The sequence below is a fragment of the Citrobacter sp. RHB25-C09 genome, from assembly GCF_013836145.1.
In the GTDB taxonomy this organism is placed as follows: Bacteria; Pseudomonadota; Gammaproteobacteria; order Enterobacterales; family Enterobacteriaceae; genus Citrobacter_A.
In genome coordinates this window covers 772,089-798,051 of record NZ_CP057483.1, presented here as the reverse complement: position 1 = coordinate 798,051, position 25,963 = coordinate 772,089, and the positions used below count along the sequence as shown (strand labels likewise).

Below are 25,963 nucleotides of genomic sequence, written 5' to 3'. Positions count from 1 at the left end.
TTAATTAATTGGGTGAAATAAAACAATTAAATCAATAAAAACACTCACCATTCGGTGAACAATATCACACCGCTATCCTTTGCTGATTGCTTAACATTCCTCCCGCCTCGCCGTATTCACTTATTTAATTACAGGAACGTTCTATGACTAACATCAGCCAGGCTCCCGTTGCGGAGAAAAAAGGCGTTAATGCCTTGCTGAGTTTTAAAATATTCGGCATACCGCTACCGCTTTACACTTTTGCGTTAATTACATTATTACTTTCCCATTTTTATGATTCGCTACCTGATGATTTGGTCGGTGGGTTTGCGATCATGTTTATTATCGGCGCCATCTTTGGAGAAGTAGGCAAGCGCTTACCTATCTTCAACAAATACATTGGTGGTGCGCCAGTGATGATCTTTCTGGTCGCCGCCTGGTTTGTTTATGCCGGGATCTTCACACAAAAAGAAATTGATACTATTAGCAATGTAATGGATAAAAGTAACTTCCTAAATTTATTCATTGCGGTATTAATTACCGGTGCGATTTTATCGGTAAACCGTCGCCTGTTACTCAAATCGTTATTAGGTTACATCCCGACAATTCTGTTAGGCATTTTGGGGGCCTCTATATTTGGTATCGCCATCGGTTTATGTTTCGGTATTCCGGTGGATCGCATCATGATGCTATACGTACTGCCTATTATGGGTGGTGGTAACGGTGCAGGCGCTGTGCCATTGTCTGAGATCTACCACTCCGTTACCGGACGTTCGCGCGAAGAATATTATTCAACGGCAATTGCAATTCTGACCATTGCGAATATTTTCGCCATTGTTTTTGCGGCGCTGCTGGATATCCTCGGCAAAAAATATACTGCGCTGAGCGGAGAAGGTGAACTGGTACGCAAAGCCTCCTTCCAGGTCGAAGATGACGAAAAAGCCGGCCAGATTACTCATCGTGAAACGGCCATCGGCATGGTACTCGCCACGACCTGTTTCCTGCTGGCCTACGTGGTCGCAAAGAAAATCCTGCCCAGCATTGGTGGCGTCGCTATTCACTACTTTGCCTGGATGGTCTTGATTGTTGCGGCGCTTAACGCTTCTGGCCTTTGCTCACCAGAGATTAAAGCGGGCGCTAAGCGTTTATCTGACTTCTTCTCTAAGCAATTGCTGTGGGTGCTGATGGTCGGGGTCGGCGTTTGTTACACCGACCTGCAAGAGATCATCGACGCCATCACTTTCGCTAACGTAATCATCGCGGCCGTCATCGTGGTGGGTGCGGTCGTCGGCGCAGCCGTCGGCGGTTGGCTGATGGGCTTCTATCCGATCGAATCCTCAATTACTGCGGGTCTGTGCATGGCTAACCGTGGCGGCTCTGGTGACCTTGAGGTTCTCTCAGCCTGTAACCGTATGAATCTTATCTCTTATGCGCAAATCTCCTCCCGTCTGGGCGGCGGTATCGTGCTGGTCATCGCCAGTATCGTATTTGGGATGTTTATTTAACCAATTCGCACGATGGCGTAATGGTTCGTTAGACCTGAGGCTATAAAGGGGTCCAGAGCCGGGGGCGGCTCAGGGAATTCCACCCCATCCTTAGCCGGAAATGCCGAAGGCTAGCACCCCGTCACGTCATCGTGCCTCCGTACTGAGACGTTTTCATGAACGCTGCACAACTGTTGGGCGAAGGTTTCACCCTGATGTTCCTGGGGATGGGTTTTGTGCTCGCTTTTCTACTCCTACTCATCTTCACCATTCAGGGCATGTCTGCCGCCATCACGCGTTTTTTTCCCGAGCCCGTCGTTCAGACACAGCCTGCGCCTGCCGCCACGTCCGGCGACAGCTTCACGCAATTAAAACCGGTGATTGCCGCTGCTATTCACCATCATCGCCGCCACAACCCGTAATACACAGAGGAATTTATGACCGTTTCCATCACTGACGTTGTCCTGCGCGACGCTCACCAGTCCCTTTTCGCTACCCGTCTTCGCCTCGATGACATGCTGCCCATTGCCCAGGAATTAGATAACGTGGGGTATGGTTCACTGGAATGTTGGGGCGGCGCAACGTTTGACGCCTGTATCCGCTTTCTTGGAGAAGATCCCTGGGTACGCTTGCGCGAGCTGAAAAAAGCAATGCCAAAAACGCCGCTGCAAATGTTGTTACGTGGACAAAACCTGCTGGGCTATCGCCACTACGCTGATGATGTGGTTGCGCGCTTTGTTGAACGAGCAGTGAAAAACGGGATGGACGTTTTCCGTGTTTTCGACGCCATGAACGACGCACGCAATATGCAGGCGGCGCTACGGGCGGTGCGTAGCCACGGAGCCCACGCGCAGGGCACACTCTCTTACACCACCAGCCCGGCCCATACGTTACAAACCTGGTTGGATCTGACTGAACAACTGCTGGAGATCGGCGTCGACTCCATCGCCATTAAGGATATGTCGGGGATCCTCACACCATGGGCGGCTTACGATCTGGTACGTGAAATTAAGCAGCGTTACGACGTTAAACTCCATCTCCACTGCCATGCCACTACCGGAATGGCGGAAATGGCGCTACTAAAAGCGATTGAAGCGGGCGTCGACGGCGTGGATACCGCCATCTCCTCAATGAGCGCAACCTACGGTCATCCGGCAACGGAGTCGATCGTCGCCACCCTTGCCGGGACCGGGCATGATACGGGACTCAATATTCTGCAACTGGAGAAAATCGCTGCGTACTTCCGCGACGTACGTAAGAAGTACCATACCTTCGAAGGTCAATTAAAAGGCTACGACAGTCGCATTTTAGTCGCGCAGGTGCCTGGTGGGATGCTGACCAACCTTGAAAGCCAACTGAAGCAGCAAAACGCCGCTGAACGCCTGGATGAGGTGCTGGCAGAAATTCCTCGCGTGCGTGAAGACCTGGGCTATATCCCGCTGGTTACGCCCACCTCACAGATTGTCGGCACTCAGGCGGTGCTCAACGTTCTTACCGGCGAGCGCTACAAAACCGTGGCTAAAGAAACCGCCGGGATCCTGAAAGGGGAATACGGACACACGCCTGCACCGGTCAATGCCGCGCTACAGGCGAAGGTGCTGAACGGCGAGGAGCCCATTTCCTGTCGTCCCGCCGATCTACTGAAACCTGAACTGGCGCAGCTTGAAGCTGACATTAAACGTCAGGCGGCGGAAAAAGGCATTACGCTGGCGGTTAATGCGATTGATGACGTGCTCACCGTCGCGCTGTTCCCACAGCCGGGAATGAAGTTCCTTGAAAACCGCAATAACCCGGCGGCGTTTGAGCCTGCCCCACAATTGAACCCACCTGCGCCAGCCGCAAAACCGACGCCTCAGACCACCAGCGGTATTTATACCATCGAAGTGGAAGGCAAAGCCTATGTGGTGAAAGTGAGCGACGGCGGCGATATCTCACAGGTGACTCTCACATCCACGCCCGTAGCAGCGCCAACGCCTGCTGGAAACGGCACCCCGGTCACCGCGCCGCTGGCAGGTAACATCTGGAAAATCATCGCTACGGAAGGCCAGAGCGTTGTCGAAGGTGACGTGCTGTTGATTCTGGAAGCCATGAAGATGGAAACCGAAATTCGTGCTGCGCAGGCGGGTACCGTGCGAGGGATCGCCGTTAAAGCCGGGGACGCCGTGTCTGTCGGCGACACCCTGATGACCCTGGCGTAACGGAGAAGATACATGGAAAGTTTGAACGCTCTCATTCAGGGGATGGGGCTGATGCACATCAGCGCGGGGCAGGCGATCATGCTACTGATCAGCCTGCTGCTGCTCTGGCTGGCAATCGTAAAAAAGTTTGAGCCGCTACTGCTGTTACCCATTGGCTTCGGCGGCCTGCTCTCCAACATACCGGAGGCCGGGCTGGCGATGACGGCGCTGGAAAGCCTGCTGGCACATCACGATGCCGGTCAACTGGCGGTCATTGCAGCCAAACTCAACTGCGCCGTGGATGTCCACGCGATAAAAGAGGCGCTCGCCCTGGCGCAGCCCTCTGTGCAGGCGCAGTTGGAAACGCAGGCCGTAGATATGGGGTACGCACCGGGCGTGCTGGCGCTGTTTTACAAGGTCGCGATTGGTTCAGGTGTTGCTCCGCTGGTGATCTTCATGGGGGTGGGCGCAATGACCGATTTTGGTCCCCTGCTGGGCAATCCCCGCACGCTATTACTGGGCGCGGCAGCGCAGTTTGGCATCTTTGCGACCGTACTGGGCGCATTGCTTCTGAACTACGTTGGCATTATTAGCTTTACCCTGCCCCAGGCCGCCGCCATTGGCATTATTGGCGGCGCGGATGGCCCTACCGCCATTTACCTTGCCAGCAAGCTCGCACCAGAACTGCTCGGTGCTATCGCGGTCGCCGCTTACTCCTATATGGCACTGGTCCCGCTTATCCAGCCGCCGATCATGAAGCTGCTGACTACCAAAGAAGAACGCAAGATCAGGATGGTGCAACTGCGTACCGTCAGCAAACGGGAAAAAATTATCTTCCCGGTCATGCTCCTGATGCTGGTTGCCCTGCTGCTACCCGATGCCGCACCGTTACTGGGGATGTTCTGCTTCGGTAATTTAATGCGGGAAAGCGGCGTAGTGGAACGTCTGAGCGACACTGTTCAAAATGGGCTGATCAACATCGTAACGATTTTTCTCGGTCTTTCTGTGGGCGCAAAGCTGGTGGCAGATAAATTCCTCCAGCCCCAGACGCTGGGGATTTTGCTGCTTGGCGTCATTGCATTCTGCATTGGTACCGCTGCCGGAGTGCTGATGGCGAAGCTCATGAACCTGTTCAGTAAAAATAAGATCAATCCGCTGATCGGCTCTGCGGGCGTCTCCGCCGTACCGATGGCGGCCAGGGTATCTAATAAAGTCGGGCTGGAGTCGGATGCACAGAACTTCCTGTTGATGCATGCAATGGGGCCAAACGTGGCGGGTGTGATTGGTTCAGCCATCGCGGCGGGCGTCATGTTGAAGTACGTGCTGGCAATGTAGGTCTGTCTCATCATGGCGGGAGTTTCCCGCCATTTCCGCCCCCGAAAGAATTTTGTCTGAAAAAGGGCGAACTATGCGCTAGTCCTGTATCCGACAAGTCTGGATAGATGAGAATGACATTTTATAAAATTCAATCATATATGATGATCCGAAAAGTTACGGGCTGGTTCGCCAAGCGATCTTTTCAAAACCGCATATTTTTACTCATCCTGTTCACGTCTACGGTGGTGATGCTGGCGATCTCCTGGTACCTGACCAATATCACCAAAGAGCGCCTGCATTATCAGGTCGGACAACGTGCCCTCATTCAGGCAATGCAAATTTCGGCCATGCCGGAGCTGGTTGACGCCGTCAAAAAACGCGACCTGCCGCGCATTAAAGCCTTAATCAACCCCATGCATTCGTTTTCCGATGCCACCTACATTACCGTCGGTGATTCCCACGGCGTACGCCTGTACCACGTCACGCCGGGGGAGATCGGTAAATATATGGAAGGCGGCGACAGTGATGATGCGCTGCTGAATGCCAGAAGCTATGTTTCGGTGCGGCAGGGTTCGCTCGGTTCTTCGCTGCGCGGGAAATCCCCGGTGCAGGACGAGACGGGAAAAGTGATTGGCATTGTTTCGGTGGGCTATACGCTGGAGCAACTTGAAAGCTGGCTCAGTCTTCAACATAGCTCGCTGATGTTTCCGATGGTTGGCCTGCTGTGCCTGCTGTTGTTTTCTGCGCGGCGCTTTTCCCTGCACATCAAAAGACAAATGCTCGATATGGAGCCGCAGCAAATTTCGCAACTGGTATTGCAACAAAACGTCCTGTTTGAATCCGTCTTTGAGGGCCTCATCGCCATTGATTCTGACTATCAAATTACCGCAATTAACCAGACGGCGCGGCAGATGCTTAATCTTTCCTATCCCGAACACCGGCTGATTGGCAAGAAAATTGCGGACGTCGTCTCAGCAGACGGCTTTTTCTATGGTAAGCCGCAGACCAATAAAAAAGACGAAATTGTGACCTTTAATAATATAAAAGTGATCGCCAGCCGCATGGCGGTCATTTTAAATGAGAAGCCTCAGGGTTGGGTGATCAGTTTCCGAAGTAAAGATGATATTAATACACTGAGTTTGCAGCTTAGTCAGATTCAGCAATATGCGGATAATCTGCGCGCGGTGCAGCACGAACATCGTAACCAGATCTCCACTATAGCCGGGTTGCTTTACCTGAAGCGCTATGACAACGCGCTTGAGCTTATCCAACAGCAGTCCCATAGCCATCAGAAGGTGCTGGACTTCATTGCGCAAAAATTCAAAAACAGCCACCTGGCAGGATTACTGATTGGCAAATACTATCGGGCGAAAGAGCTGGGTCTGGAGCTGATTTTCGATCCCGCCTGCTATGTTGACACGCTTCCTACAACCCTCACCCATAACGAATGGATTTCCATTGTCGGCAATCTTCTCGATAACGCCTATAACGCGACGTTAAAACAGCCGGAAGGGAATCGCAAAATAGAGTGTCTGATCAATAGCGAAAGCCAGGAAGTGCTGATAGAAGTCGCCGATCAGGGTTGCGGTATCGACGAAAATATTCGCGACCGCATTTTCGAAAGAGGCGTCAGCAGCAGTAATAATGCTGAACATGGCATTGGCCTTTGGCTGGTGAAAAGCTACACCGAGCAGGCTGGTGGACATATTGTCATTGATAATAATATTCCTTACGGCACCATTTTTACCCTGTACATCCCCCTGACCCGAGAAAAGCATCATGGATAAGATAACTACCCTTATCGTTGAGGATGAACCCTTACTGGCTGAAATATTAGTGGATACCCTCAACCAGCTCTCGTCGTATGAAGTTATTGGTCTTGCAGATAAAAAAGAGAGCGCCCAAAAGCTGATCCGTCTTTACCAACCGCAACTTATCCTACTGGATAATTTTTTGCCTGATGGCAAAGGCATCGATTTAATTCGCCACACCGTCAACATTAAATATAACGGTCGAATCATCTTTATTACCGCAGATAACCATATGGATACGATCAGCGAAGCGCTGCGGCTTGGCGTATTTGATTACCTGATTAAGCCCGTCCATTACCAGCGCCTGCAACATACGCTGGAGCGATTTGCCCGTTACCGTAGTTCGCTAAGATCCAGCGAACAGGCTAATCAGACGCATGTGGACGCTTTGTTCAACATTCAGGCCAAAGATGAAAATTTCGCTCAGGAATCGGCCATGCGCGGGATAGATGAGTCCACGTTACAGCGTGTCCGCCAGTGTTTCAGCATTCCGCAGGTGGTGCATACCGCCGACTCGCTCTCACGTCTGTTGGGCAGCAGCAAGACCACCGCCCGTCGCTATCTGGAGCAAGGTGTAAAAGATGAGTTCCTCGAAGCGGAAATTATCTATGGCAAAGTCGGCCGTCCGGAACGGATCTACCGCGGGAAGTGATATTCCACCCATAAAAAATGCCGGGTATCGGACCCGGCATTTCGCATCGATTCGCACACAAAATGTCACTCGACTTCGCGGACATCCATGCGCAGCTCTTTCGGCACTTCAAAGACAATATTCTCTTCACGGCCTTCCAGTTGTACCGCCTCGCCGCCACCCAACTGTTGCAGGCGAGTAATGACGTTCTGTACCAGAATATCCGGTGCGGAAGCCCCAGCAGTAACGCCGACGCAGTCAGCCCCTTTGACCCACTCTTCCCGGATGTCGGCGGCATCGTCGATCAAAAAGGCTTTTTTCCCCATCCGTTGGGCAAGTTCCGCCAGACGGTTGGAGTTTGAGGAGTTCTTCGAACCGACCACCAGCACCACGTCCGCCTGCTCCGCCAGAGCGCGAACCGCTTCCTGACGGTTGGTGGTGGCGTAACAAATGTCATCTTTACGCGGGCCGACGATTTTCGGGAAGCGCTGGCGCAGCGCGTCAATGACATCCGACGTATCGTCCACTGAGAGCGTGGTCTGGGTCATGAAGGAGAGCTTGCCTTCATTTTTTACGTTAAGCGTCCAGACATCGTCCGGCGACTCAACGAGGTACATGCCCCCTTCGGGATTGCTGTACTGGCCCATTGTGCCTTCTACTTCCGGGTGCCCGGCGTGACCGATTAGAATGGACTCTTCACCGCGACGGCTGGCGCGCGCCACTTCCATATGCACTTTGGTCACCAGCGGACAGGTGGCGTCAAACACGGTGAGATCGCGGCTTTTCGCCTCGTTACGCACCGCCTGAGAAACCCCGTGGGCAGAAAAGATCAGGATCGCGCCGTCCGGCACTTCACTGATTTGCTCAATGAAGATCGCCCCGCGTTCACGCAGGCTATCCACCACATAGCGGTTATGCACCACTTCGTGACGAACATAAATTGGCGCGCCATAAATTTGCAGCGCGTTTTCAACAATGCTGATAGCGCGGTCTACACCAGCGCAGAAGCCGCGCGGGTTGGCCAACAGGATCTGCATTTTACGCCTCCAGTGCCGGTTCGACTTCCAGCACTTCAATGTCAAAATGAACGGTATGCCCGGCCAGCGGATGGTTGAAATCGACCGTGATCGAGTCACCGTTGATTTCGCGGATCACACCAGGCATTTCACTGCCATCCATTGCGGTAAAAAGCATAATCGCCCCGATTTCGGGCTCGCCCGCGTCCATAAATTCACGACGCGAGAAATACTGGACCAGATCCGGGCTCGGCACGCCAAAAGCCGCATCAGGCTCCAGGGAAAAGGTGATTTTATCGCCCCCTTTCAGGCCGAGCAGATGCTGTTCCAGTCCTTCAGACAGAGAACCATCCCCCAGGCGAAAAAGCGCTGGCTTGCCGTTGTTACGGGTTGACTCTGCGGTGGAGCCATCGTCGAGTTTTAAGGTGAAGTGCACCAGCACCGCACTGTTACTCTGTACTGATTTAGACATGCACATTGCTCTTTAATGTTGTCTCGCCTGTGTGCCGGGTGGCGCTGCGCTTACCCGCCCTACAAGTGTCGGCATATTCGGTAGGCCGGGTAAGCGCAGCGCCACCCGGCTGGTTTTGTTACGCCTGTTCTTTCGCAGCCGGTTTAGGCAAGAAGCCTTCCAGCACAATTAACGCGGCACCTACGCAAATGGCGGTATCGGCAAGGTTAAAGGTCGCAAAATGCCAGTCGCCGACATAGAAATCGATCATGTCGACAACGAAGCCATGCCACAGGCGATCGAACAGATTGCCCAGCGCCCCGCCAATAATTAACGCATAGGCGATGTTATTCAGCTTCTGCGTGGCTTTTGAGCGGTACATCATCACCGTCAAAATGACACAGATGCCGATCGCAATACCGGCAAAGAACCAACGCTGCCAGCCACCGCTATCAGCAAGGAAGCTAAACGCCGCGCCATAGTTACGCGCATAATGCAGATTCAGCGATGGGAACAGCGGCACTGTATCCCCCAGAGCAAAGTCCTGGAGGATCAGATACTTGCTGCCCAAATCGATGATCAGCACGACTACCACCAGCCACAGCCAGCGTAGTCCTGTTGAACAGAGAGGCTTACTCATCAGGCAAACTTACGTTTTTCGCCATCACCGGCGACGTTGGTGACACAGCGGCCGCAGATTTCTGCATGTTCCGCTACCTTGCCGACATCGGTAGTGTAATGCCAGCAGCGCGGGCATTTCTCACCTTCGGCTTTACTCAATGCGACTTTCAGCCCTTTGAGCAGTTCGCTTTGCTGTGCGTCCGCAGAAGCCTCCGCATAGTCATCGACTTTCGCCCCAGAGGTCAACAGGACAAATCGCAATTCGTCACCCAGCGCGGTCAGCTTCGCAGCCAGTTCGGGTTCGGCGTACAGGGTCACTGCCGCTTCCAGAGAACCGCCGACTTTCTTATCCGCACGAGCCTGTTCGATCACTTTGTTCACTTCGCTACGCACTTTCAGCAGCTCGTCCCAGAAGGCATCGTTCATGGCTTCGGTATCCGCCAGTCCAAACAGACCGTCGTACCACTCGCCGGTAAAGACGTACTTCTCACGATCGCCCGGCAGGTAGCCCCAGATTTCATCGGCGGTGAAGGACATGATCGGCGCCATCCAGCGAACCAGCGCTTCTGCGATATGGTACAGCGCGCTCTGGCAGCTGCGACGCGCCACGCTGTCCGCTTTCGCGGTGTACTGGCGGTCTTTGATGATGTCGAGATAGAACGAGCCCATCTCTACGGAGCAGAAACGCATCAGACGCTGAACCACTTCGTGGAAGTCATAGGCTTCATACGCTTTCAGGATCTCTTCCTGCGCGGCTTGTGCGCAGCCTACCGCCCAGCGATCCAGCACCACCATCTCTTCCGGTTTCACCATGTCTTTCGCCGGATCAAACCCGTTCAGGTTCGCCAGCAGGAAGCGCGCGGTATTACGGATACGACGATAGCTGTCGGCTGCACGCTTCAGGATCTCGTCGGACACGGCCATTTCGCCGGTGTAGTCCGTTGATGCCACCCACAGACGCAGAATATCTGCACCCAGTTTGTTCATTACATCCTGCGGAGAAACGGTATTACCGATGGACTTGGACATCTTGCGTCCCTGACCATCAACGGTAAAGCCGTGGGTCAGCACCTGGCGATACGGCGCTTTGCCTTTCATCGCGGTGGAAATCATCAGCGATGACATGAACCAGCCACGGTGTTGGTCAGAACCTTCCAGATACATATCTGCGGCATGACCAGCAAATTCAGGACGCACATCCACCACAGAAGAGTGAGTAGAACCGGAGTCAAACCAGACGTCCAGGGTATCCGGCACTTTCACGTACTGGTCGGCTTCATCACCCAGAATGTCTTTCGGGTCAAGATCCCACCAGGCCTGAATGCCGTCAACTTCAACGCGCTTCGCCACTTCTTCCATCAGTTCAATGGCGCGCGGGTGCAGCTCTTCGGTGTCTTTGTGAACGAACAGCGACATCGGTACGCCCCAGGTACGCTGACGGGAGATACACCAGTCAGGACGGTTCGCCACCATCGATTCGATACGCGCCTGACCCCAGTCCGGGATCCACTGCACGCCTTTGATCTCTTTCAGAGACTGCTCGCGCAGGCCTTTCTGATCCATGCTGACGAACCACTGCGGGGTCGCACGGAAGATGATCGGCGTTTTGTGACGCCAGCAGCACGGATAGCTATGCTGCATTTTCTCGACGTGCAGCAGCGCGCCTTTTTCAGTCAGCAGAGATACCACGACGTCGTTAGCCTTGAAGACGTTAACGCCGTCCAGACCCGGGTAGGTGCCCGGTAGATACGCGCCATCCGGACCCACCGGGTTCGCCACTTCCAGACCGTATTTTTGACCGATGACATAGTCATCAGGACCGTGACCCGGCGCGGTATGTACTGCACCGGTACCCGCGTCCAGAGTGACGTGATCGCCGAGGATCGCCGGAACGTCAAAGCCCATAAACGGATGGCTAAAGCGCAACAGCTCCAGTTCTGCACCTTTTACCGTGCCGAGAAGGGTGAAATTCGTTGCGCCAATGCGCTGCATCACGCTCTCAACCAGGTCTTTCGCCAGGATCAGCGCCTGACCATCGATCTGCACCAGCGCGTAGTCAAAGTCCGGCGCCAGAGAGATCGCGCGGTTCGCCGGCAGCGTCCACGGGGTAGTGGTCCAGATCACCAGCGAGATCGGGCCGTTAACAGACGATACGCCAAATTTCGCTTTTACCGCATCCTGATCGACCGCATGGAAGGCCACGTCGATGGAAGGTGAGGTTTTGTCGTAATACTCAACTTCCGCTTCCGCCAGCGCAGAACGGCAGTCTACGCACCAGTGCACTGGCTTCGCGCCCTTGTGCAGGTGGCCATTGCCGATGATTTTGCCCAGCGCGCGGATGATGTTGGCTTCAGTTTTGAAGTCCATGGTCAGGTACGGATGTGACCAGTCGCCCAGCACACCCAGGCGGATAAAATCTTTACGCTGACCGTCCACCTGAGTGGCGGCATATTCGCGGCATTTCGCACGGAACTCAGCGGCGGTAAATTTTTCACCCGGCTTACCGAATTCCTGCTCCACTTTCAGCTCGATCGGCAGACCGTGGCAGTCCCAGCCCGGAACGTAAGGCGAGTCATATCCCGCGAGTCCTTTGGACTTCACGATAATGTCTTTCAGAATCTTGTTAACCGAGTGACCAATATGAATGCTGCCATTCGCATAAGGAGGGCCATCATGCAGAATGAAGGTTTTTTTGCCTTTTTTGGCCGCACGAATGATGCCGTACAGATCATCATCAGTCCAACGCGCCAGCATTCCCGGTTCACGCTTGGCGAGATCGCCGCGCATCGGGAACCCTGTTTCCGGCAAATTCAGGGTTGATTTATAGTCACTCATCAGATTCTCGGTTCCGTATTTAAAACTCGTATAGGCGTTAAGCCGGTTTTGATAGCCCAAAAAAATCCCGGGCGGTTAATTCATCTCGCGCAATCTGCGCTTTGAGTTCATCCAGCGAGGCAAATCGCTGCTCGCTGCGAATTTTTTTACGCAGCACTACATCTATATGGCGACCATATAGGTCCATTGCAACGTCCAGTAGATGCACTTCTAACTGCTGGCGGACGCCTGAAACCGTCGGACGGGTTCCAATATTCGCCACGCCGGGCATGGGTTGCTCACCAAGCCCCATGACTTCTACCGCATAGACCCCTTTTACCGGGGAAACCTGACGGCGTAGCGGTAAGTTTGCCGTCGGGAAGCCAATGGTGCGCCCAAGTTCATCGCCATGCACCACGCGCCCGGAGATGGTAAACGGATGCCCCAGCAGGCTTTCAGCCAACGCTAAATCATCCTGCGCCAGCGCCTGTCGCACGGCGGTACTGCTGATCCGCACGCCGCCTTCACAGAAGGTTTGAGTACTGGTGATATCAAAACCGTACTCCGCACCTGCCTTCTGTAATAACAAGAAATCGCCTTCACGACCAGCGCCAAAGCGGAAATCATCACCCACTGCCAGAAATTGCACCCCGAGGCGCTCTACCAGCAGAGAGCTGATAAAGCTCTGCGCCGTGAGCGCGGCAAAACGGCGGTCAAATCGCACGCACAGAACGTAGTCGACGCCGCACTGGGCGAGATAACGCAGTTTCTCACGCAGCCGGGTCAGTCGCGCTGGCGCTTTGTCCGTGGCGAACAGCTCCAGCGGCTGTGGTTCGAAAATCATCACCATTACCGGTAAGCCACGCTTGCGCCCTTCTTCCTGCAACCCTTGCAGCAGCGCGCGATGGCCACGATGCACGCCGTCGAAATTACCAATAGTCAGCACACACCCGTGCGGGGCCTGACTGAGATTATGTATGCCGCGTATCAGCTTCATGTCTGGCTCAAAACAGTGAAAATCGCCAAAGTATACCTTGTACAGCGTTCAAGGTTAACCGGCGATTGATGCGGCGAAACAGAAAGCAGATGGATTTCATCAGCCTGAGGTAAAGACTGACAACGCAATTCAATTTTTATCGTGGAAAAGCTGTATTCACAGCACGCAAGCTGGTAGAATCCTGCGCCATCACTACGTAACGAGTGCCGCTAGATTAACGGCGCTTATTTGCACAAATCCATTGACAAAAGAAGGCTAAAAGGGCATATTCCTCGGCCTTTGAATTGTCCATATAGAACACATTTGGGAGTTGGACCTTGGCTAATATCAAATCAGCTAAGAAGCGCGCCGTTCAGTCTGAAAAGGCTCGTAAGCACAACGCAAGCCGTCGCTCTATGATGCGTACTTTCATCAAGAAAGTATACGCAGCTATCGAAGCTGGCGACAAAGCTGCTGCACTGAAAGCATTTAACGAAATGCAACCAATCGTGGACCGTCAGGCTGCTAAAGGTCTGATCCACAAAAACAAAGCTGCGCGTCATAAGGCTAACCTGACTGCACAGATCAGCAAACTGGCTTAATCGTCCGTTCGTTGTTGCTTTGTGAAAAAACCCGCGCAAGCGGGTTTTTTTATGCGTGCGATAAGGCGATTGATTAAGCCGGAAAGCAACTGCGCACTCTCCGGCCCAGGAGTTTTATTTATTTGTCTGAAGGCATAAATAACGCCGAGTAGTTGGCATTGCAGATTCGCTGCACAGCCGGATGCTGAATCATCCGCTCGGCAAAAATGGCGTGATACTCCTCCATTACGTTCTCCACGCGCCCTATTTCCACAATGGAATCGTCAGCATAAAAATCGCTCGCGTAAAGCGTTGGGGCAACGAAAATCGCATTGTGGGTTGCGCCAAAGGCTTTCATCAAGGCGGCATCATCAAACTCACCCAGAATCTCTACATTGAGTCCCTGCGAATTGATCCAGTTCAGGAGCTTGCGTCCCAGCATGGAACGGCGCCCAGGGATCAACAAGCGTCGCTCTTCCAGGCAGTCCGGAAACGGCTTTTGCGGCAGCGGATTCGTACACCAGAAACTCACGCTGCATTCGCCAATCTTCACCGAAAAGAGGCCTTCCTGCTGCGTGGAATCAATCGGGCAGTCCGAAATAATCATGTCCAGCTTATGCTGGCTCAACTGCTCCAGCAGCATCTCATGCGTTGATTCAAAACAGCGCAAATGGATGGGCTCGCCGTCGACGACCGCTGCGTCCAGTACGCTGCTGACCAGCCGTTTTGACAGCGCATCCGCCACGCCAACGTCAAACAGCAGGTTGGACTCTTTACGGTAGTTCACGATATCCAGCATCTCCTGGCTTAACGTGAACATCTTGTCCGCGTAGCGGAAAACCAGCTCGCCAAGCTCGCTCGGCTCCAGCCCGCGCCCCTTGCGCTTGAAGAGTTTGCCCTGCAAACGCTCCTCAAGCGCTTTGATCTGTCCGGTAATGGTCTGCGGCGTCAAATAGAGTGCTTCCGCCGCGCCGACCACGGATCCTTCTTTATACACATGCCAGAAATAATAAAGATGGTTGTAGTTTATATGGGACATACCTCTCTCCCCGTAATCTCACCCGATCACACCGCCGGGCGTAAACGCGTACGTAACCAGCCGTAACCAATAACGGCAGACAACAAAGAGCCAATCAGGATCCCTAGCTTCGCCCAATTGATAAGCTCAGGATCGACGTTGCCGAAAGCCAGACTGGCAATAAAGATCGACATCGTAAAGCCAATGCCGCACAGGATGCCGACCGCCATGATTTGCGTAAAGCTCGTCCCTTCCGGAAGCTGAGCTATTTTTAACCGCAGCGCCAGCCAGCAAAACAGCGTAATGCCCAGCGGTTTACCGATCAGCAGACCGGCAATGATACCCAGCGGTAGAATCGAGGTCAGCCCGTCAACGGTCACTCCCTGCAAGGAAACGCCCGCGTTGGCAAAGGCAAACAGCGGCAGGATCATATACGCGACCCACGGGTGTAACACGTGTTCAAGACGCTTCGCCGGGGAACGACCATATTTCTCCTTAAGTGGAATAAAGAATCCAACGATAACCCCTGCCAGCGTCGCATGAACGCCTGACTTGAGAACCGCAGTCCACAGCACCACTCCGACGAGAATGTAAACCCCGGTACGCCTTACCCCGCAGACGTTCAACAGCGCCAGTACTGCGATGGCACATGCCGCCACGGCCAGCGAAGCCATCGACAGGTCGCTGGTATAGAACAGCGCGATAATAACAATCGCCCCAAGGTCGTCGATAATCGCCAGCGCCATCAGGAATATCTTCAGTGCCAATGGCACTCGACTGCCCAGCAGGGCCAGTACGCCCAAAGCAAACGCGATATCGGTGGCTGCAGGAATAGCCCAACCCTCGCGGGTAATCGGATCGGCATAGTTGAAGGCCAGATACAGCAGCGCCGGAACAATCATGCCGCCAATCGCGGCGATCACCGGGAAAGCCGCCTGGCGCAAGCTCGCTAGGGATCCCTGCATCAGCTCGCGTTTTACCTCAAGACCAATTAACAGGAAAAACACCGCCATCAGTGCGTCGTTAATCCACAGCAACATGTTTTTATTGATCTCAAGCGCGCCGACGCGCAGTTGAACGGGCGTATCCAGGAAGGCGTGATACCAACCACTGGTTCCTCCCATATTGGCCATCAGCATGGCCAGCGCAGCGGCGATGATAAGAATGATGCCTCCGGAGGCATCGCTGCTAAAGAATCGATGCAGATGTTTCACTTTTTATTCTCTCTTACAGGTGAATACTTCGTGATAACCATCTTACCGCGCCTGAATCATCGATAAAATTAGATTATATATGATTAATAGCTCGGTTTTTACGACTATTGTATATTTCGTTACGTAGGCAAAAAGCCAATAAAAAAGCCTGAGGCTTTGCAGACTCAGGCTTCTCAGCGTTCCGGTAAGAGATTAACGCGTCAAATCGTCAAAGAACTTTTTCACGCCGTCGAAAAAACTCTTCGAACGTGGACTGTTCTTTTCACCTGTTGGGCCGCCAAAGCTCTCCTGCAGATCTTTCAGCAGCTGTTTCTGCTTCTCGTTCAGGCCGACCGGGGTTTCGACAACGACACGACACAGCAGATCGCCCTGAGCGCCGCCACGTACGGATTTCACCCCTTTACCACGCATACGGAACAGTTTCCCGGTCTGCGTTTCGTGCGGAACCTTCAGCTTCACACGGCCATCCAGCGTCGGAACTTCAATCTCACCGCCAAGCGCCGCCATCGCAAAGTTGATCGGGACTTCGCAATACAGGTTGTTGCCTTCACGTTCGAAGATCGGGTGCTGTTTCACCTGTACCTGAACATACAGATCGCCCGCCGGTGCGCCATGCTCGCCGGCTTCACCTTCGCCAGAAAGACGAATACGGTCGCCGGTATCAACGCCTGCCGGAATTTTAACCGACAGCGTTTTGCTCTTTTCTACGCGACCGTGACCATGGCATTTATTGCACGGGTCTTTGATCAGCGTACCGCGCCCCTGACAGTGCGGACAGGTTTGCTGCACCGCGAAGAACCCCTGGCGCATCTGCACCTGGCCGGAACCATGACAAGTCGGACAGGTCTGCGGCTGCGTTCCTGCTTTCGCCCCGCTGCCGTGGCAAACATCACACTCTTCCAGCGTCGGAATGCGGATCTCTTTGGTCACGCCACGTACAGCTTCTTCCAGGGTGAGATCCATGTTGTAACGTAAATCGGCCCCACGCGCAGCACGTTGACGACCCCGGCCACCGCCAAAAATATCGCCAAAAACGTCACCAAAGATATCGCTGAAGTCTGCGCCGCCGCCAAAACCGCCGCCGCCGCCCATGCCACCCTGTTCGAACGCAGCATGACCATACTGATCGTAGGCCGCACGTTTCTGGGAATCGGTCAGGATTTCGTACGCTTCTTTGATCTCTTTAAACTTGGCTTCGGCCTCTTTATCGCCCTGGTTACGGTCCGGGTGATATTTCATGGCCAGGCGCTTGTAGGCCTTTTTGATTTCACGCTCTTCCGCTGACTTGGGAACGCCTAAAATCTCGTAATAATCTTGCTTTGCCATTGTGGTTTTTCTGCCCCTTCACATACGAGCACGGGCGTGGAGAAATCTCTCTACGCCCGTGCTGATTAACTACCCTGCATCAGGGCGATTATTTTTTGTCTTTCACTTCTTCAAACTCGGCGTCGACAACGTCGTCATCTTTTGCGTTGTTTGCAGATGCATCACCGCCTGCCTGCTGCTGTGCGTGCTGCTGCTGAGCGATTTCCATCAGTTTCTGGGAAGCCTGTGCCAGTTCCTGCATCTTCGCTTCGATTGCCGCTTTGTCTTCGCCTTTCAGCGCTGTTTCCAGTGCGGTCAGGGCAGACTCAATAGCAGTCTTGTCGTCAGCCGGCAGTTGTTCACCCGCTTCTTCAACCTGCTTGCGAGTGCTGTGCAGCAGATGGTCGCCCTGGTTGCGGGTCTGAACCAGCTCTTCAAACTTACGGTCAGATTCAGCATTCGCTTCTGCATCGCGAACCATTTTCTGAATTTCTTCTTCGTTCAGACCAGAAGACGCCTTGATGGTGATCTTCTGCTCTTTACCGCTGTTTTTGTCTTTCGCAGAAACGTGCAGGATACCATCAGCATCGATATCGAAGGTGACTTCGATCTGCGGCATGCCGCGCGGTGCCGGGTTGATACCATCCAGGTTGAACTGCCCCAGAGATTTGTTATCAGAAGCACGTTTACGCTCACCCTGCAGCACATGGATGGTGACCGCAGACTGGTTGTCTTCAGCGGTAGAGAACACCTGGCTGTGCTTGGTCGGGATGGTGGTGTTTTTGCTGATCAGTGCCGTCATCACACCGCCCATGGTTTCGATACCCAGAGACAGCGGGGTAACGTCCAGCAGCAGTACATCTTTCACATCACCCGTTAACACACCGCCCTGTACAGCAGCGCCGATCGCGACTGCTTCATCCGGGTTAACGTCTTTACGTGGTTCTTTACCAAAGAACTCAGCCACTTTCTTCTGAACCATTGGCATACGCGTCTGACCACCGACGAGGATAACGTCGTCGATATCAGATACGGACAGGCCAGCGTCCTGCAGAGCAACTTTCAGCGGCTCGATGGAACGGTTCACCAGGTCTTCGACCAGGCTTTCCAGTTTCGCACGAGTCACTTTGATGTTCATGTGTTTTGGACCGGTGGCATCTGCGGTAATGTACGGCAGATTCACGTCGGTCTGCTGTGCGGATGACAGCTCGATTTTCGCTTTTTCAGCCGCTTCTTTCAGACGCTGCATAGCCAACGGGTCGTTACGCAGGTCAATGCCCTGATCTTTCTTAAACTCTTCAACAAGATAGTTGATCATACGGCTATCGAAGTCTTCACCACCGAGGTGGGTATCACCGTTGGTTGCCAGTACTTCGAAGGTTTTTTCGCCGTCAACTTCATCGATTTCGATAATAGAGATATCGAAAGTACCACCACCGAGGTCGTAAACCGCGATAGTGCGGTTGCCCACTTCTTTATCCAGACCATAAGCCAGAGCAGCAGCGGTCGGTTCGTTGATGATACGTTTTACTTCCAGACCGGCGATACGACCCGCGTCTTTGGTTGCCTGACGCTGAGCATCGTTAAAGTAAGCCGGTACGGTGATAACAGCTTCAGTTACCGGTTCGCCCAGGTAATCTTCTGCGGTTTTCTTCATTTTCTTCAGCACTTCAGCAGAAATCTGCGGCGGTGCCATTTTCTGACCTTTCACATCAAGCCATGCGTCGCCGTTGTCGGCACCAATGATTTTGTACGGCATGATGGAAACATCGCGCTGAACTTCTTCGTCCTGGAAGCGGCGGCCAATCAGGCGTTTAATCGCAAACAGGGTGTTTTGCGGGTTTGTCACTGCCTGACGTTTAGCCGGCTGACCAACCAGAGTTTCACCATCCTGGGTATAAGCAATGATAGAAGGCGTGGTGCGATCGCCCTCGGCATTCTCCAGCACACGAGCAGTCGTGCCATCCATAATCGCTACACAAGAGTTGGTAGTACCCAGGTCGATACCAATAATTTTACCCATCTAAACGTCTCCACTATAAATTCGGTCAACATGTGGTTGTGAATCTGTAATAAGGGCGAAACGTGCGGTTTCAACACCCCTGAATCGTTTTTTTTCAGACTCACCACTGCGGTTGACTACTAAGTGGGGTCGTAACCCACTTCATCAAGGGGGGAATGAAAAAAATTTTTAATTTCGATGAAAAAATGGGTCCCAAATGGGTCGTGATGGCGATCACGAAACAAAATAGGCCTTTTCCCGTTATCAGATCATAGACAGCCACTCTGCCCCTGATTATTATGCCGCGCCCCGGGAGGAGTCCTGTTGCCTGGGGAAATTATTTCACCATTCAATTAATGATGATTTTGAGGAATTATGGGCAACACTAAGTTGGCTAACCCGGCACCGCTGGGCCTGATGGGCTTCGGCATGACCACCATTCTGCTTAACCTGCATAACGCGGGTTTCTTCGCCCTTGACGGTATTATTCTCGCGATGGGAATCTTCTACGGCGGTATCGCGCAAATTTTTGCCGGTCTGCTGGAATACAAAAAAGGCAACACGTTCGGCTTGACCGCGTTCACCTCTTACGGTGCGTTCTGGCTGACGCTGGTCGCCATTCTGCTGATGCCGAAAATGGGTCTCACTGAAGCGCCGAATGCGCAGTTCCTGGGCGTGTATCTGGGTCTGTGGGGTGTGTTTACACTGTTTATGTTCTTCGGCACGCTGGTAGCCGCACGCGCGCTACAGTTCGTATTCCTGAGTCTGACGGTACTGTTCGCCCTGCTGGCGGTCGGTAACATTGCCGGTAACGAAGCCGTGATTCACGTTGCGGGTTGGGTTGGCTTAGTCTGTGGCGCCAGTGCCATTTACCTGGCAATGGGCGAAGTGCTGAACGAGCAGTTTGGCCGGACCATCCTGCCGCTGGGTGAGAAGCACTAATCCTCGCTAATTTGTCGTGCCGGATGGCGCTTCGCTTATCCGGCCTACAAAAATTTGTAGGCATGATAAGACGTTAATACCGCCATCAGGCTGTCGCGCGACAATCTCTAACGTCGCGCGCTTTTCGGGCGAAACGCCGCAACAACATTGTCAGCCGTTTCGACATACGGGCCTTCCAGCAGCTGAATGCAATAGGGTACGCTGGCGAAAATGCCCGCCACGACCACATTACCGTCTGCATCTTTTACCCCTTCCAGGGTTTCTTTAATTGATTTCGGCTGCCCCGGCAGATTCAGAATCAACGCCTGCTTGCGGATCACGCCAACCTGACGTGACAGGATCGCTGTCGGAACAAAATGCAAGCTGATCTGGCGCATTTGTTCACCAAATCCCGGCATTTGTCGATCGGCAACCGCCAGGGTGGCATCCGGTGTGACATCACGACGCGCAGGTCCGGTTCCGCCAGTAGTCAGCACCAGATGGCAACTCATTTCATCGACCAACTCACACAGCGTTTGCTCTATCACCGCCTGCTCATCAGGAATTAACCGTGTGAGGAGTTCAAAAGGCGTTGTTAGCGCTGACGTTAACCACTCTTCCAGTGCCGGGATACCTTTGTCCTGATAGACACCGCTCGAGGCGCGGTCAGAAATGGAAACTAAGCCAATGCGTAAAGTATTCATAGTGTTACACGTTGAGGGGGGAGAGATAAACAGGCGTGGCCGGGACTCCGGCCACGCCGTAATGATTACAGCAGATCGCCGATCATTTTTTCCAGTTTTTCCTGGTCTACAGCAAACTTACGGATACCGTCCGCCAGTTTGTCTACTGCCATCGGATCCTGGTTGTGCTGCCACAGGAACTCAGACTCGGTGATACGTTCCGGACGTGCTTTCACTTCACCAGAGAAGGACAGTTTACGCTCGATGGCACCTTCGCTCTCCGCCAGCTCTTTCAGCAGTGCTGGTGCGATAGTCAGACGGTCACAGCCGGCCAGCTCAAGGATTTCACCCAGGTTGCGGAAGCTTGCGCCCATCACGACGGTTTCGTAACCGTGCTCTTTGTAGTACTGGTAGATTTCCGTTACGGAAACCACGCCTGGATCTTCCGCCGGCGCATACTCTTTCTTGTCGGTATTGGTTTTATACCAGTCAAGAATGCGACCAACGAACGGGGAGATCAGGAATACGCCAGCTTCAGCACATGCACGCGCCTGTGCGAAGGAGAACAGCAGCGTCAGGTTACAGTTGATGCCTTCTTTTTCCAGCTGTTCAGCAGCGCGGATGCCCTGCCAGGTAGAAGCCAGTTTAATCAGAATGCGATCGTTGCTGATACCTGCATCGTTATAAAGCTTAATGATGCGTTTAGCTTTGGCGATAGAAGCGTCGGTGTCATAGGACAGACGAGCGTCTACTTCGGTAGAAATACGACCCGGCACCAGTTTCAGGATTTCCAGACCAATGTTTACCGCCAGCTTGTCGGTCGCGTCTACAATCTGCTGCGCGCGATCGCTGCTCTGCTGCTTCGCCCAGGCTACAGCGTCGTCAATCAGCTTACGGTATTCCGGGATCTGCGCTGCGTTAAGAATGAGGGAAGGGTTGGTTGTGGCATCCTGCGGCTGGTACAGCTTCATTGCCGCGATGTCTCCGGTGTCGGCCACTACGGTAGTGAACTGACGAAGGGAGGTCAATTTGTCCGTCATAATTGAGTTTCTCTTTAAACAGCTTGTTAGGGGGATGTAACCGGTCTGCCCTGATGATAACACGCCCCTCTTACAGCGCAACCGCATACAATGCGGTTATCCCTCTGGCATCCATTGGCCATCTATTTGCTTTGCACTTGATGTTGCGCGTCATTCAACCGTGCGGCTTCAGGTATGATAAATGCACCATATCACTCCGCGATAGCATATATACTAATCGGTAATTGGTAGCGCTTACACCGGACTGTCAAAGCGTACCGGCAGAAACAAGAGGGATGTTAATGCCTGATTTCTTCTCATTTATTAATGAAATCGTCTGGGGATCGGTGATGATTTACCTGCTTTTTGGAGCAGGTTGTTGGTTTACCTTTCGTACAGGCTTCGTCCAGTTTCGCTATATTCGTCAGTTTGGCAAAAGTCTGATAAACAGCGTCACGCCACAGCCTGGTGGGTTAACGTCTTTTCAGGCGCTGTGTACCAGCCTTGCCGCCCGAATTGGTAGTGGTAACCTGGCCGGCGTTGCGCTCGCCATCACCGCTGGCGGTCCCGGCGCGGTGTTCTGGATGTGGGTCGCGGCAATTATCGGTATGGCTACCTGCTTTGCCGAAAGTGCCCTGGCGCAGTTGTACAAAGAACGCGATCGTCACGGCCAGTTTCGCGGCGGCCCGGCATGGTACATGGCGCGTGGCTTAGGTATGCGCTGGATGGGCGTACTTTTCGCCATTTTTTTGCTGATCACCTACGGGATGGTTTTCACTGGCGTACAGGCCAACTCCGTTTCCCGAGCACTGCTTTACGCCTTTGATTTTCCGCCCGTTGCCACCGGTGTTGCTATGGCGCTGGTCGTCATGCTGGTCATCCTTGGCGGCATTAAGGGTGTCTCCCGGATGATGCAGTGGTTCGTTCCCTTCATGGCGCTATTGTGGGTCTTCACCAGTCTTGTCGTTTGCCTCATGCACGTCGGTGAACTTCCTGACGTGATTATCTCTATTTATCAAAGCGCTTTTGGCTGGCAGGAAGCGGCGGGCGGCGTCGCGGGTTATACGCTAAGTCAGGCGGTCACCAGCGGTTTTCAGCGCAGTATGTTTTCTAACGAAGCGGGAATGGGTTCCACACCTAATGCCGCCGCCGCGGCAGCATCTTGGCCGCCGCACCCTGCGGCTCAAGGGATCGTACAAATGATCGGTATCTTCATCGATACCATGGTGGTATGCAGCGCAACCGCCATGATGGTTTTGCTGGCGGGTAATGGCACCACCTATGCGCCAATGGAAGGAATGCAACTGGTACAAAAAGCGATGATTGCTTTGGTGGGGGACTGGGGAGCCGGTTTTGTCGCTATTGTGGTTGTTCTGTTTGCCTTTAGTTCCATCGTGGTTAACTACATTTACGCCGAAAATAACCTGTTTTTCCTGAATCTGGACAACAAGCGCGCTATCTGGACTTTACGCATCGTCTCCTGTTCCACCGTGGTTATCGGAACTCTGGTGAGTTTCCCCCTACTCTGGCAACTGGCTGATATCATGATGGCCTGCATGGCGATCACCAACCTGACCGCCATTCTGTTGCTTTCTCCGGTGGTCCATACCCTTGCCAGCGATTATTTGCGCCAGCGTAAACTGGGAGTGCGCCCGCAGTTTGATCCCATGCGTTATCCAGACATTGAACAGCAACTGGCCCCTGATACCTGGGACGATATACATCGGGAGTAATCGCAACTATCGATCAACTCTGTCACGTTTTTTGCTACAGTCGCAGTAAATTTCCTGCAAGGACTGGATATGCTGATTCTGATTTCACCTGCAAAAACGCTCGACTATCAAAGCCCGCTGGCGACCACGCGCTTTACGCTGCCTGAGTTGCTTGACCACTCTCAGCAGCTTATTCATGAGGCTCGTAAACTGTCAGCGCCCCAAATCGGTAAGCTGATGGGTATCAGCGACAAGCTCGCTGATCTGAATGCGACCCGCTTCCACGACTGGCAGCCCAATTTCACGCCAGAAAATGCACGCCAGGCCATTCTGGCGTTTAAAGGCGATGTATACACGGGATTACAGGCAGAAACCTTCAGTGAAGCCGATTTCGATTTCGCCCAACAGCATTTACGTATGCTCTCTGGCTTATATGGCGTATTACGCCCACTGGATCTGATGCAGCCTTACCGTCTGGAAATGGGTATTCGACTGGCGAATGCTAAAGGGAAGGATCTTTATCAGTTCTGGGGCGATGTGATCACTCAAAAGCTGAACGAGGCGTTGGCGGCCCAGGGCGACGAAGTGGTGATTAATCTGGCTTCTGATGAGTATTTTAAGTCCGTGAAGCCGGCGCAACTGAAAGGTGAACTGATTAAACCCGTGTTCCTCGACGAGAAGAACGGCAAGTTCAAAATCATTAGCTTCTACGCCAAAAAAGCGCGCGGCCTGATGAGCCGCTACATCATTGAAAACCGTTTGACGAAGCCAGAGCAGCTTACCGCGTTTAACAGCGACGGCTATTTCTTTGATGAAGCGTCATCAGGCAATGGGGAGATGGTGTTTAAGCGCCACGAGCAGTAATCGTATTCGCCGGATGGCAGGTACGGCCACCCATTGTTGGCCGGATAAGCCGCTTACGCCACCATCCGGCACAATCCTCTGCTTAGCGCGTCATCATCAGTTTACGCAGCGCTGCGAAATCGGCCGGCAGATGGTGCGACAGCAGCGGCAGATCGGCGCGCTCCGCCAGTTCTTTCGGCAAATCCAGCGTTTCATTTAAGATCTCTTCCACACTCTCTTTAAACTTCGCCGGATGCGCGGTGCCCAGGAACAGGCCGTATTCGCCTGGATTAAGCTGGTCACGCAGCGCGCGATAGGCGACGGCCGCATGCGGCTCTGAGGTGTATCCCTTCGCTTTCAGCTCGCGCATTGTCTCTTGCGTGGTTTCATCGTTGACGGCGGCATAGCCCAGTTCGTTCAGACGCCAGATTTTACGCCGGAACAACTCTTCAACACGCGGCCAGTTATTCGGCTGACTCACGTCCATCGCATTCGACAGTGTTGCCTGTGTCGCTTTCGGTGCCCACTGGCCGTCCTGCAGGAAACGCGGCACGGTGTCATTGACGTTGGTTGCAGCAATAAAACGCTTCACCGGCAGGCCAAGGGATTTCGCCAGCAGCCCCGCCGTCAGATCGCCAAAGTTTCCGCTCGGAACAGAAATTACCAGTTGATTTCGCGCTTCTTGCGGCAACTGCGCAACAGCTTCAAAGTAGTAACAAATCTGCGCCAGCAGGCGGCTGATGTTGATCGAATTCGCTGAATTCAGCCCCAGCGCGACCTTCAGCTCTTCATCGTCAAACGCCTGCTTGACCAGCGCCTGGCAGGCGTCAAAATCACCGTCGATCGCCACGGTTTCGATGTTGCCACCCAGCGTACAGAACAGTTTTTCCTGTAACGGGCTGATCTTACCGTTCGGATAGAGGATCACCACGCGAACGTTCGGCAGACCATAAAACGCATGCGCGACGGCCGCACCGGTGTCACCAGAGGTCGCAGTCAGAATGGTCACCGGCTTATCGCCACTGATATGCGTCAGCATCTGTGCCATAAAACGACCGCCGAAGTCTTTAAACGCCAGCGTTGGACCGTGGAACAGTTCCAGACAGCCGACGTCACTTTCAACCTGGGCCACTGGTGCAGGGAACGCAAACGCCGCACGCACGCGCTCTTCGAGGATCTCCTGCGGAATTTCATCGTCTATAAACGCAGAAAGGATCTTCGCGCTACGGCTGACGAAATCCTGGCCCAGCATTTCATCCACTTCCGTCAGGCTGAATTCCGGCAGTTCGTGCGGAAAAAACAGCCCCTGATTTTTACCCAGTCCCTGCGTCACGGCTTGCGCAAAGCTAACCTGTTCGTTGTGATCTTTAAGATTGTAGAGTTTCATA

22 protein-coding genes and 1 pseudogene are annotated in these 25,963 nt (G+C 53.4%); 10 read left to right on the top strand and 13 right to left on the bottom strand.

Annotation, left to right across the window (positions count from 1 at the left end; genetic code table 11):
• Positions 1-143 precede the first annotated feature (143 nt).
• The 6 genes from citS (at position 144) to HVY19_RS03795 (ending at position 7,420) form a co-directional block, all read left to right on the top strand.
• A complete protein-coding gene (citS, locus tag HVY19_RS03820; protein WP_181683055.1) occupies positions 144-1,484 on the top strand; it encodes a citrate/sodium symporter CitS in 1,341 nt (446 codons plus the stop codon).
• 155 nt (positions 1,485-1,639) lie between these two features.
• Entirely contained in the window at positions 1,640-1,885 is a 246-nt protein-coding gene (locus HVY19_RS03815) for an oxaloacetate decarboxylase subunit gamma (protein WP_181683054.1), read from the top strand.
• A gap of 15 nt (positions 1,886-1,900) precedes the next feature.
• Complete coding sequence (gene oadA / locus HVY19_RS03810) at positions 1,901-3,661, top strand: sodium-extruding oxaloacetate decarboxylase subunit alpha (RefSeq protein ID WP_181683053.1); 1,761 nt, start codon at positions 1,901-1,903, stop codon at positions 3,659-3,661.
• Positions 3,662-3,673: 12 nt separating this feature from the next.
• The gene (locus HVY19_RS03805; protein WP_181683052.1) at positions 3,674-4,975 is read left to right on the top strand and encodes an oxaloacetate decarboxylase subunit beta; all 1,302 of its coding nucleotides are present in this window, start codon (positions 3,674-3,676) and stop codon (positions 4,973-4,975) included.
• 140 nt (positions 4,976-5,115) lie between these two features.
• Complete coding sequence (locus HVY19_RS03800) at positions 5,116-6,744, top strand: sensor histidine kinase (protein WP_181684211.1); 1,629 nt, start codon at positions 5,116-5,118, stop codon at positions 6,742-6,744.
• Complete coding sequence (locus tag HVY19_RS03795; RefSeq protein ID WP_181683051.1) at positions 6,737-7,420, top strand: response regulator; 684 nt, start codon at positions 6,737-6,739, stop codon at positions 7,418-7,420. Before HVY19_RS03800 ends, HVY19_RS03795 begins: the two co-directional genes overlap by 8 nt.
• Positions 7,421-7,485: 65 nt before the next feature.
• Here HVY19_RS03795 and ispH read toward each other — a convergent pair whose 3' ends face one another.
• The 6 genes and pseudogenes from ispH to HVY19_RS20735 all read right to left on the bottom strand — a co-directional run bounded on the left by ispH (position 7,486) and on the right by HVY19_RS20735 (position 13,513).
• On the bottom strand, positions 7,486-8,436 hold the full coding sequence (gene ispH / locus HVY19_RS03790; RefSeq protein WP_181683050.1) for a 4-hydroxy-3-methylbut-2-enyl diphosphate reductase: 951 nt from the start codon (positions 8,434-8,436) through the stop codon (positions 7,486-7,488).
• A gap of 1 nt (position 8,437) precedes the next feature.
• Positions 8,438-8,887, bottom strand: coding sequence for an FKBP-type peptidyl-prolyl cis-trans isomerase (fkpB, locus tag HVY19_RS03785; protein ID WP_181683049.1), 450 nt, complete (start codon positions 8,885-8,887; stop codon positions 8,438-8,440).
• A gap of 118 nt (positions 8,888-9,005) precedes the next feature.
• A complete protein-coding gene (gene lspA, locus HVY19_RS03780) occupies positions 9,006-9,506 on the bottom strand; it encodes a signal peptidase II (protein ID WP_181683048.1) in 501 nt (166 codons plus the stop codon).
• Positions 9,506-12,322: an isoleucine--tRNA ligase gene (gene ileS / locus HVY19_RS03775; RefSeq protein WP_181683047.1), complete on the bottom strand. Its 2,817-nt coding sequence runs from the start codon at positions 12,320-12,322 to the stop codon at positions 9,506-9,508. The genes lspA and ileS overlap by 1 nt, the downstream gene beginning before the upstream one ends.
• 37 nt (positions 12,323-12,359) lie before the next feature.
• On the bottom strand, positions 12,360-13,298 hold the full coding sequence (gene ribF, locus HVY19_RS03770; RefSeq protein ID WP_181683046.1) for a bifunctional riboflavin kinase/FAD synthetase: 939 nt from the start codon (positions 13,296-13,298) through the stop codon (positions 12,360-12,362).
• A gap of 7 nt (positions 13,299-13,305) precedes the next feature.
• A pseudogene (locus HVY19_RS20735) lies at positions 13,306-13,513 on the bottom strand (DUF2575 domain-containing protein).
• A 102-nt stretch (positions 13,514-13,615) separates the two neighbouring features.
• Here HVY19_RS20735 and rpsT point away from each other — a divergent pair.
• A complete protein-coding gene (gene rpsT / locus HVY19_RS03765; protein ID WP_181683045.1) occupies positions 13,616-13,879 on the top strand; it encodes a 30S ribosomal protein S20 in 264 nt (87 codons plus the stop codon).
• Positions 13,880-13,997: 118 nt separating this feature from the next.
• Here the strand turns inward: rpsT and nhaR are convergent, their stop codons facing one another.
• The 4 genes from nhaR to dnaK form a co-directional block, all read right to left on the bottom strand.
• Positions 13,998-14,897: a transcriptional activator NhaR gene (gene nhaR / locus HVY19_RS03760; RefSeq protein ID WP_181683044.1), complete on the bottom strand. Its 900-nt coding sequence runs from the start codon at positions 14,895-14,897 to the stop codon at positions 13,998-14,000.
• Positions 14,898-14,923: 26 nt separating this feature from the next.
• On the bottom strand, positions 14,924-16,090 hold the full coding sequence (gene nhaA, locus HVY19_RS03755) for a Na+/H+ antiporter NhaA (RefSeq protein ID WP_181683043.1): 1,167 nt from the start codon (positions 16,088-16,090) through the stop codon (positions 14,924-14,926).
• Positions 16,091-16,282: 192 nt separating this feature from the next.
• Positions 16,283-17,416 carry a molecular chaperone DnaJ gene (gene dnaJ, locus HVY19_RS03750; protein WP_181683042.1) on the bottom strand — a complete coding sequence of 378 codons (1,134 nt, stop codon included), beginning with the start codon at positions 17,414-17,416 and terminating at the stop codon, positions 16,283-16,285.
• A gap of 88 nt (positions 17,417-17,504) precedes the next feature.
• The gene (dnaK, locus tag HVY19_RS03745) at positions 17,505-19,418 is read right to left on the bottom strand and encodes a molecular chaperone DnaK (RefSeq protein WP_181683041.1); all 1,914 of its coding nucleotides are present in this window, start codon (positions 19,416-19,418) and stop codon (positions 17,505-17,507) included.
• Positions 19,419-19,772: 354 nt separating this feature from the next.
• Between dnaK and satP the strand changes: the two genes are divergently transcribed.
• Positions 19,773-20,339, top strand: coding sequence for an acetate uptake transporter (gene satP / locus HVY19_RS03740; RefSeq protein ID WP_181683040.1), 567 nt, complete (start codon positions 19,773-19,775; stop codon positions 20,337-20,339).
• Positions 20,340-20,446: 107 nt separating this feature from the next.
• Here the strand turns inward: satP and mog are convergent, their stop codons facing one another.
• Positions 20,447-21,022, bottom strand: a complete 576-nt coding sequence (mog, locus tag HVY19_RS03735; RefSeq protein ID WP_181683039.1) for a molybdopterin adenylyltransferase — start codon at positions 21,020-21,022, stop codon at positions 20,447-20,449.
• A gap of 65 nt (positions 21,023-21,087) precedes the next feature.
• Positions 21,088-22,041: a transaldolase gene (gene tal / locus HVY19_RS03730; RefSeq protein ID WP_181683038.1), complete on the bottom strand. Its 954-nt coding sequence runs from the start codon at positions 22,039-22,041 to the stop codon at positions 21,088-21,090.
• Positions 22,042-22,322: 281 nt separating this feature from the next.
• On the opposite strand from tal, the gene HVY19_RS03725 reads away from it, so the two are divergent.
• The gene (locus tag HVY19_RS03725; protein ID WP_181684210.1) at positions 22,323-23,753 is read left to right on the top strand and encodes a sodium:alanine symporter family protein; all 1,431 of its coding nucleotides are present in this window, start codon (positions 22,323-22,325) and stop codon (positions 23,751-23,753) included.
• A gap of 69 nt (positions 23,754-23,822) precedes the next feature.
• On the top strand, positions 23,823-24,596 hold the full coding sequence (yaaA, locus tag HVY19_RS03720) for a peroxide stress protein YaaA (RefSeq protein WP_181683037.1): 774 nt from the start codon (positions 23,823-23,825) through the stop codon (positions 24,594-24,596).
• An 82-nt stretch (positions 24,597-24,678) separates the two neighbouring features.
• On the opposite strand, the gene thrC is transcribed toward yaaA, so the two are convergent.
• Positions 24,679-25,962: a threonine synthase gene (thrC, locus tag HVY19_RS03715; RefSeq protein ID WP_181683036.1), complete on the bottom strand. Its 1,284-nt coding sequence runs from the start codon at positions 25,960-25,962 to the stop codon at positions 24,679-24,681.
• Between the last annotated feature and the right edge of the window lies 1 nt (position 25,963).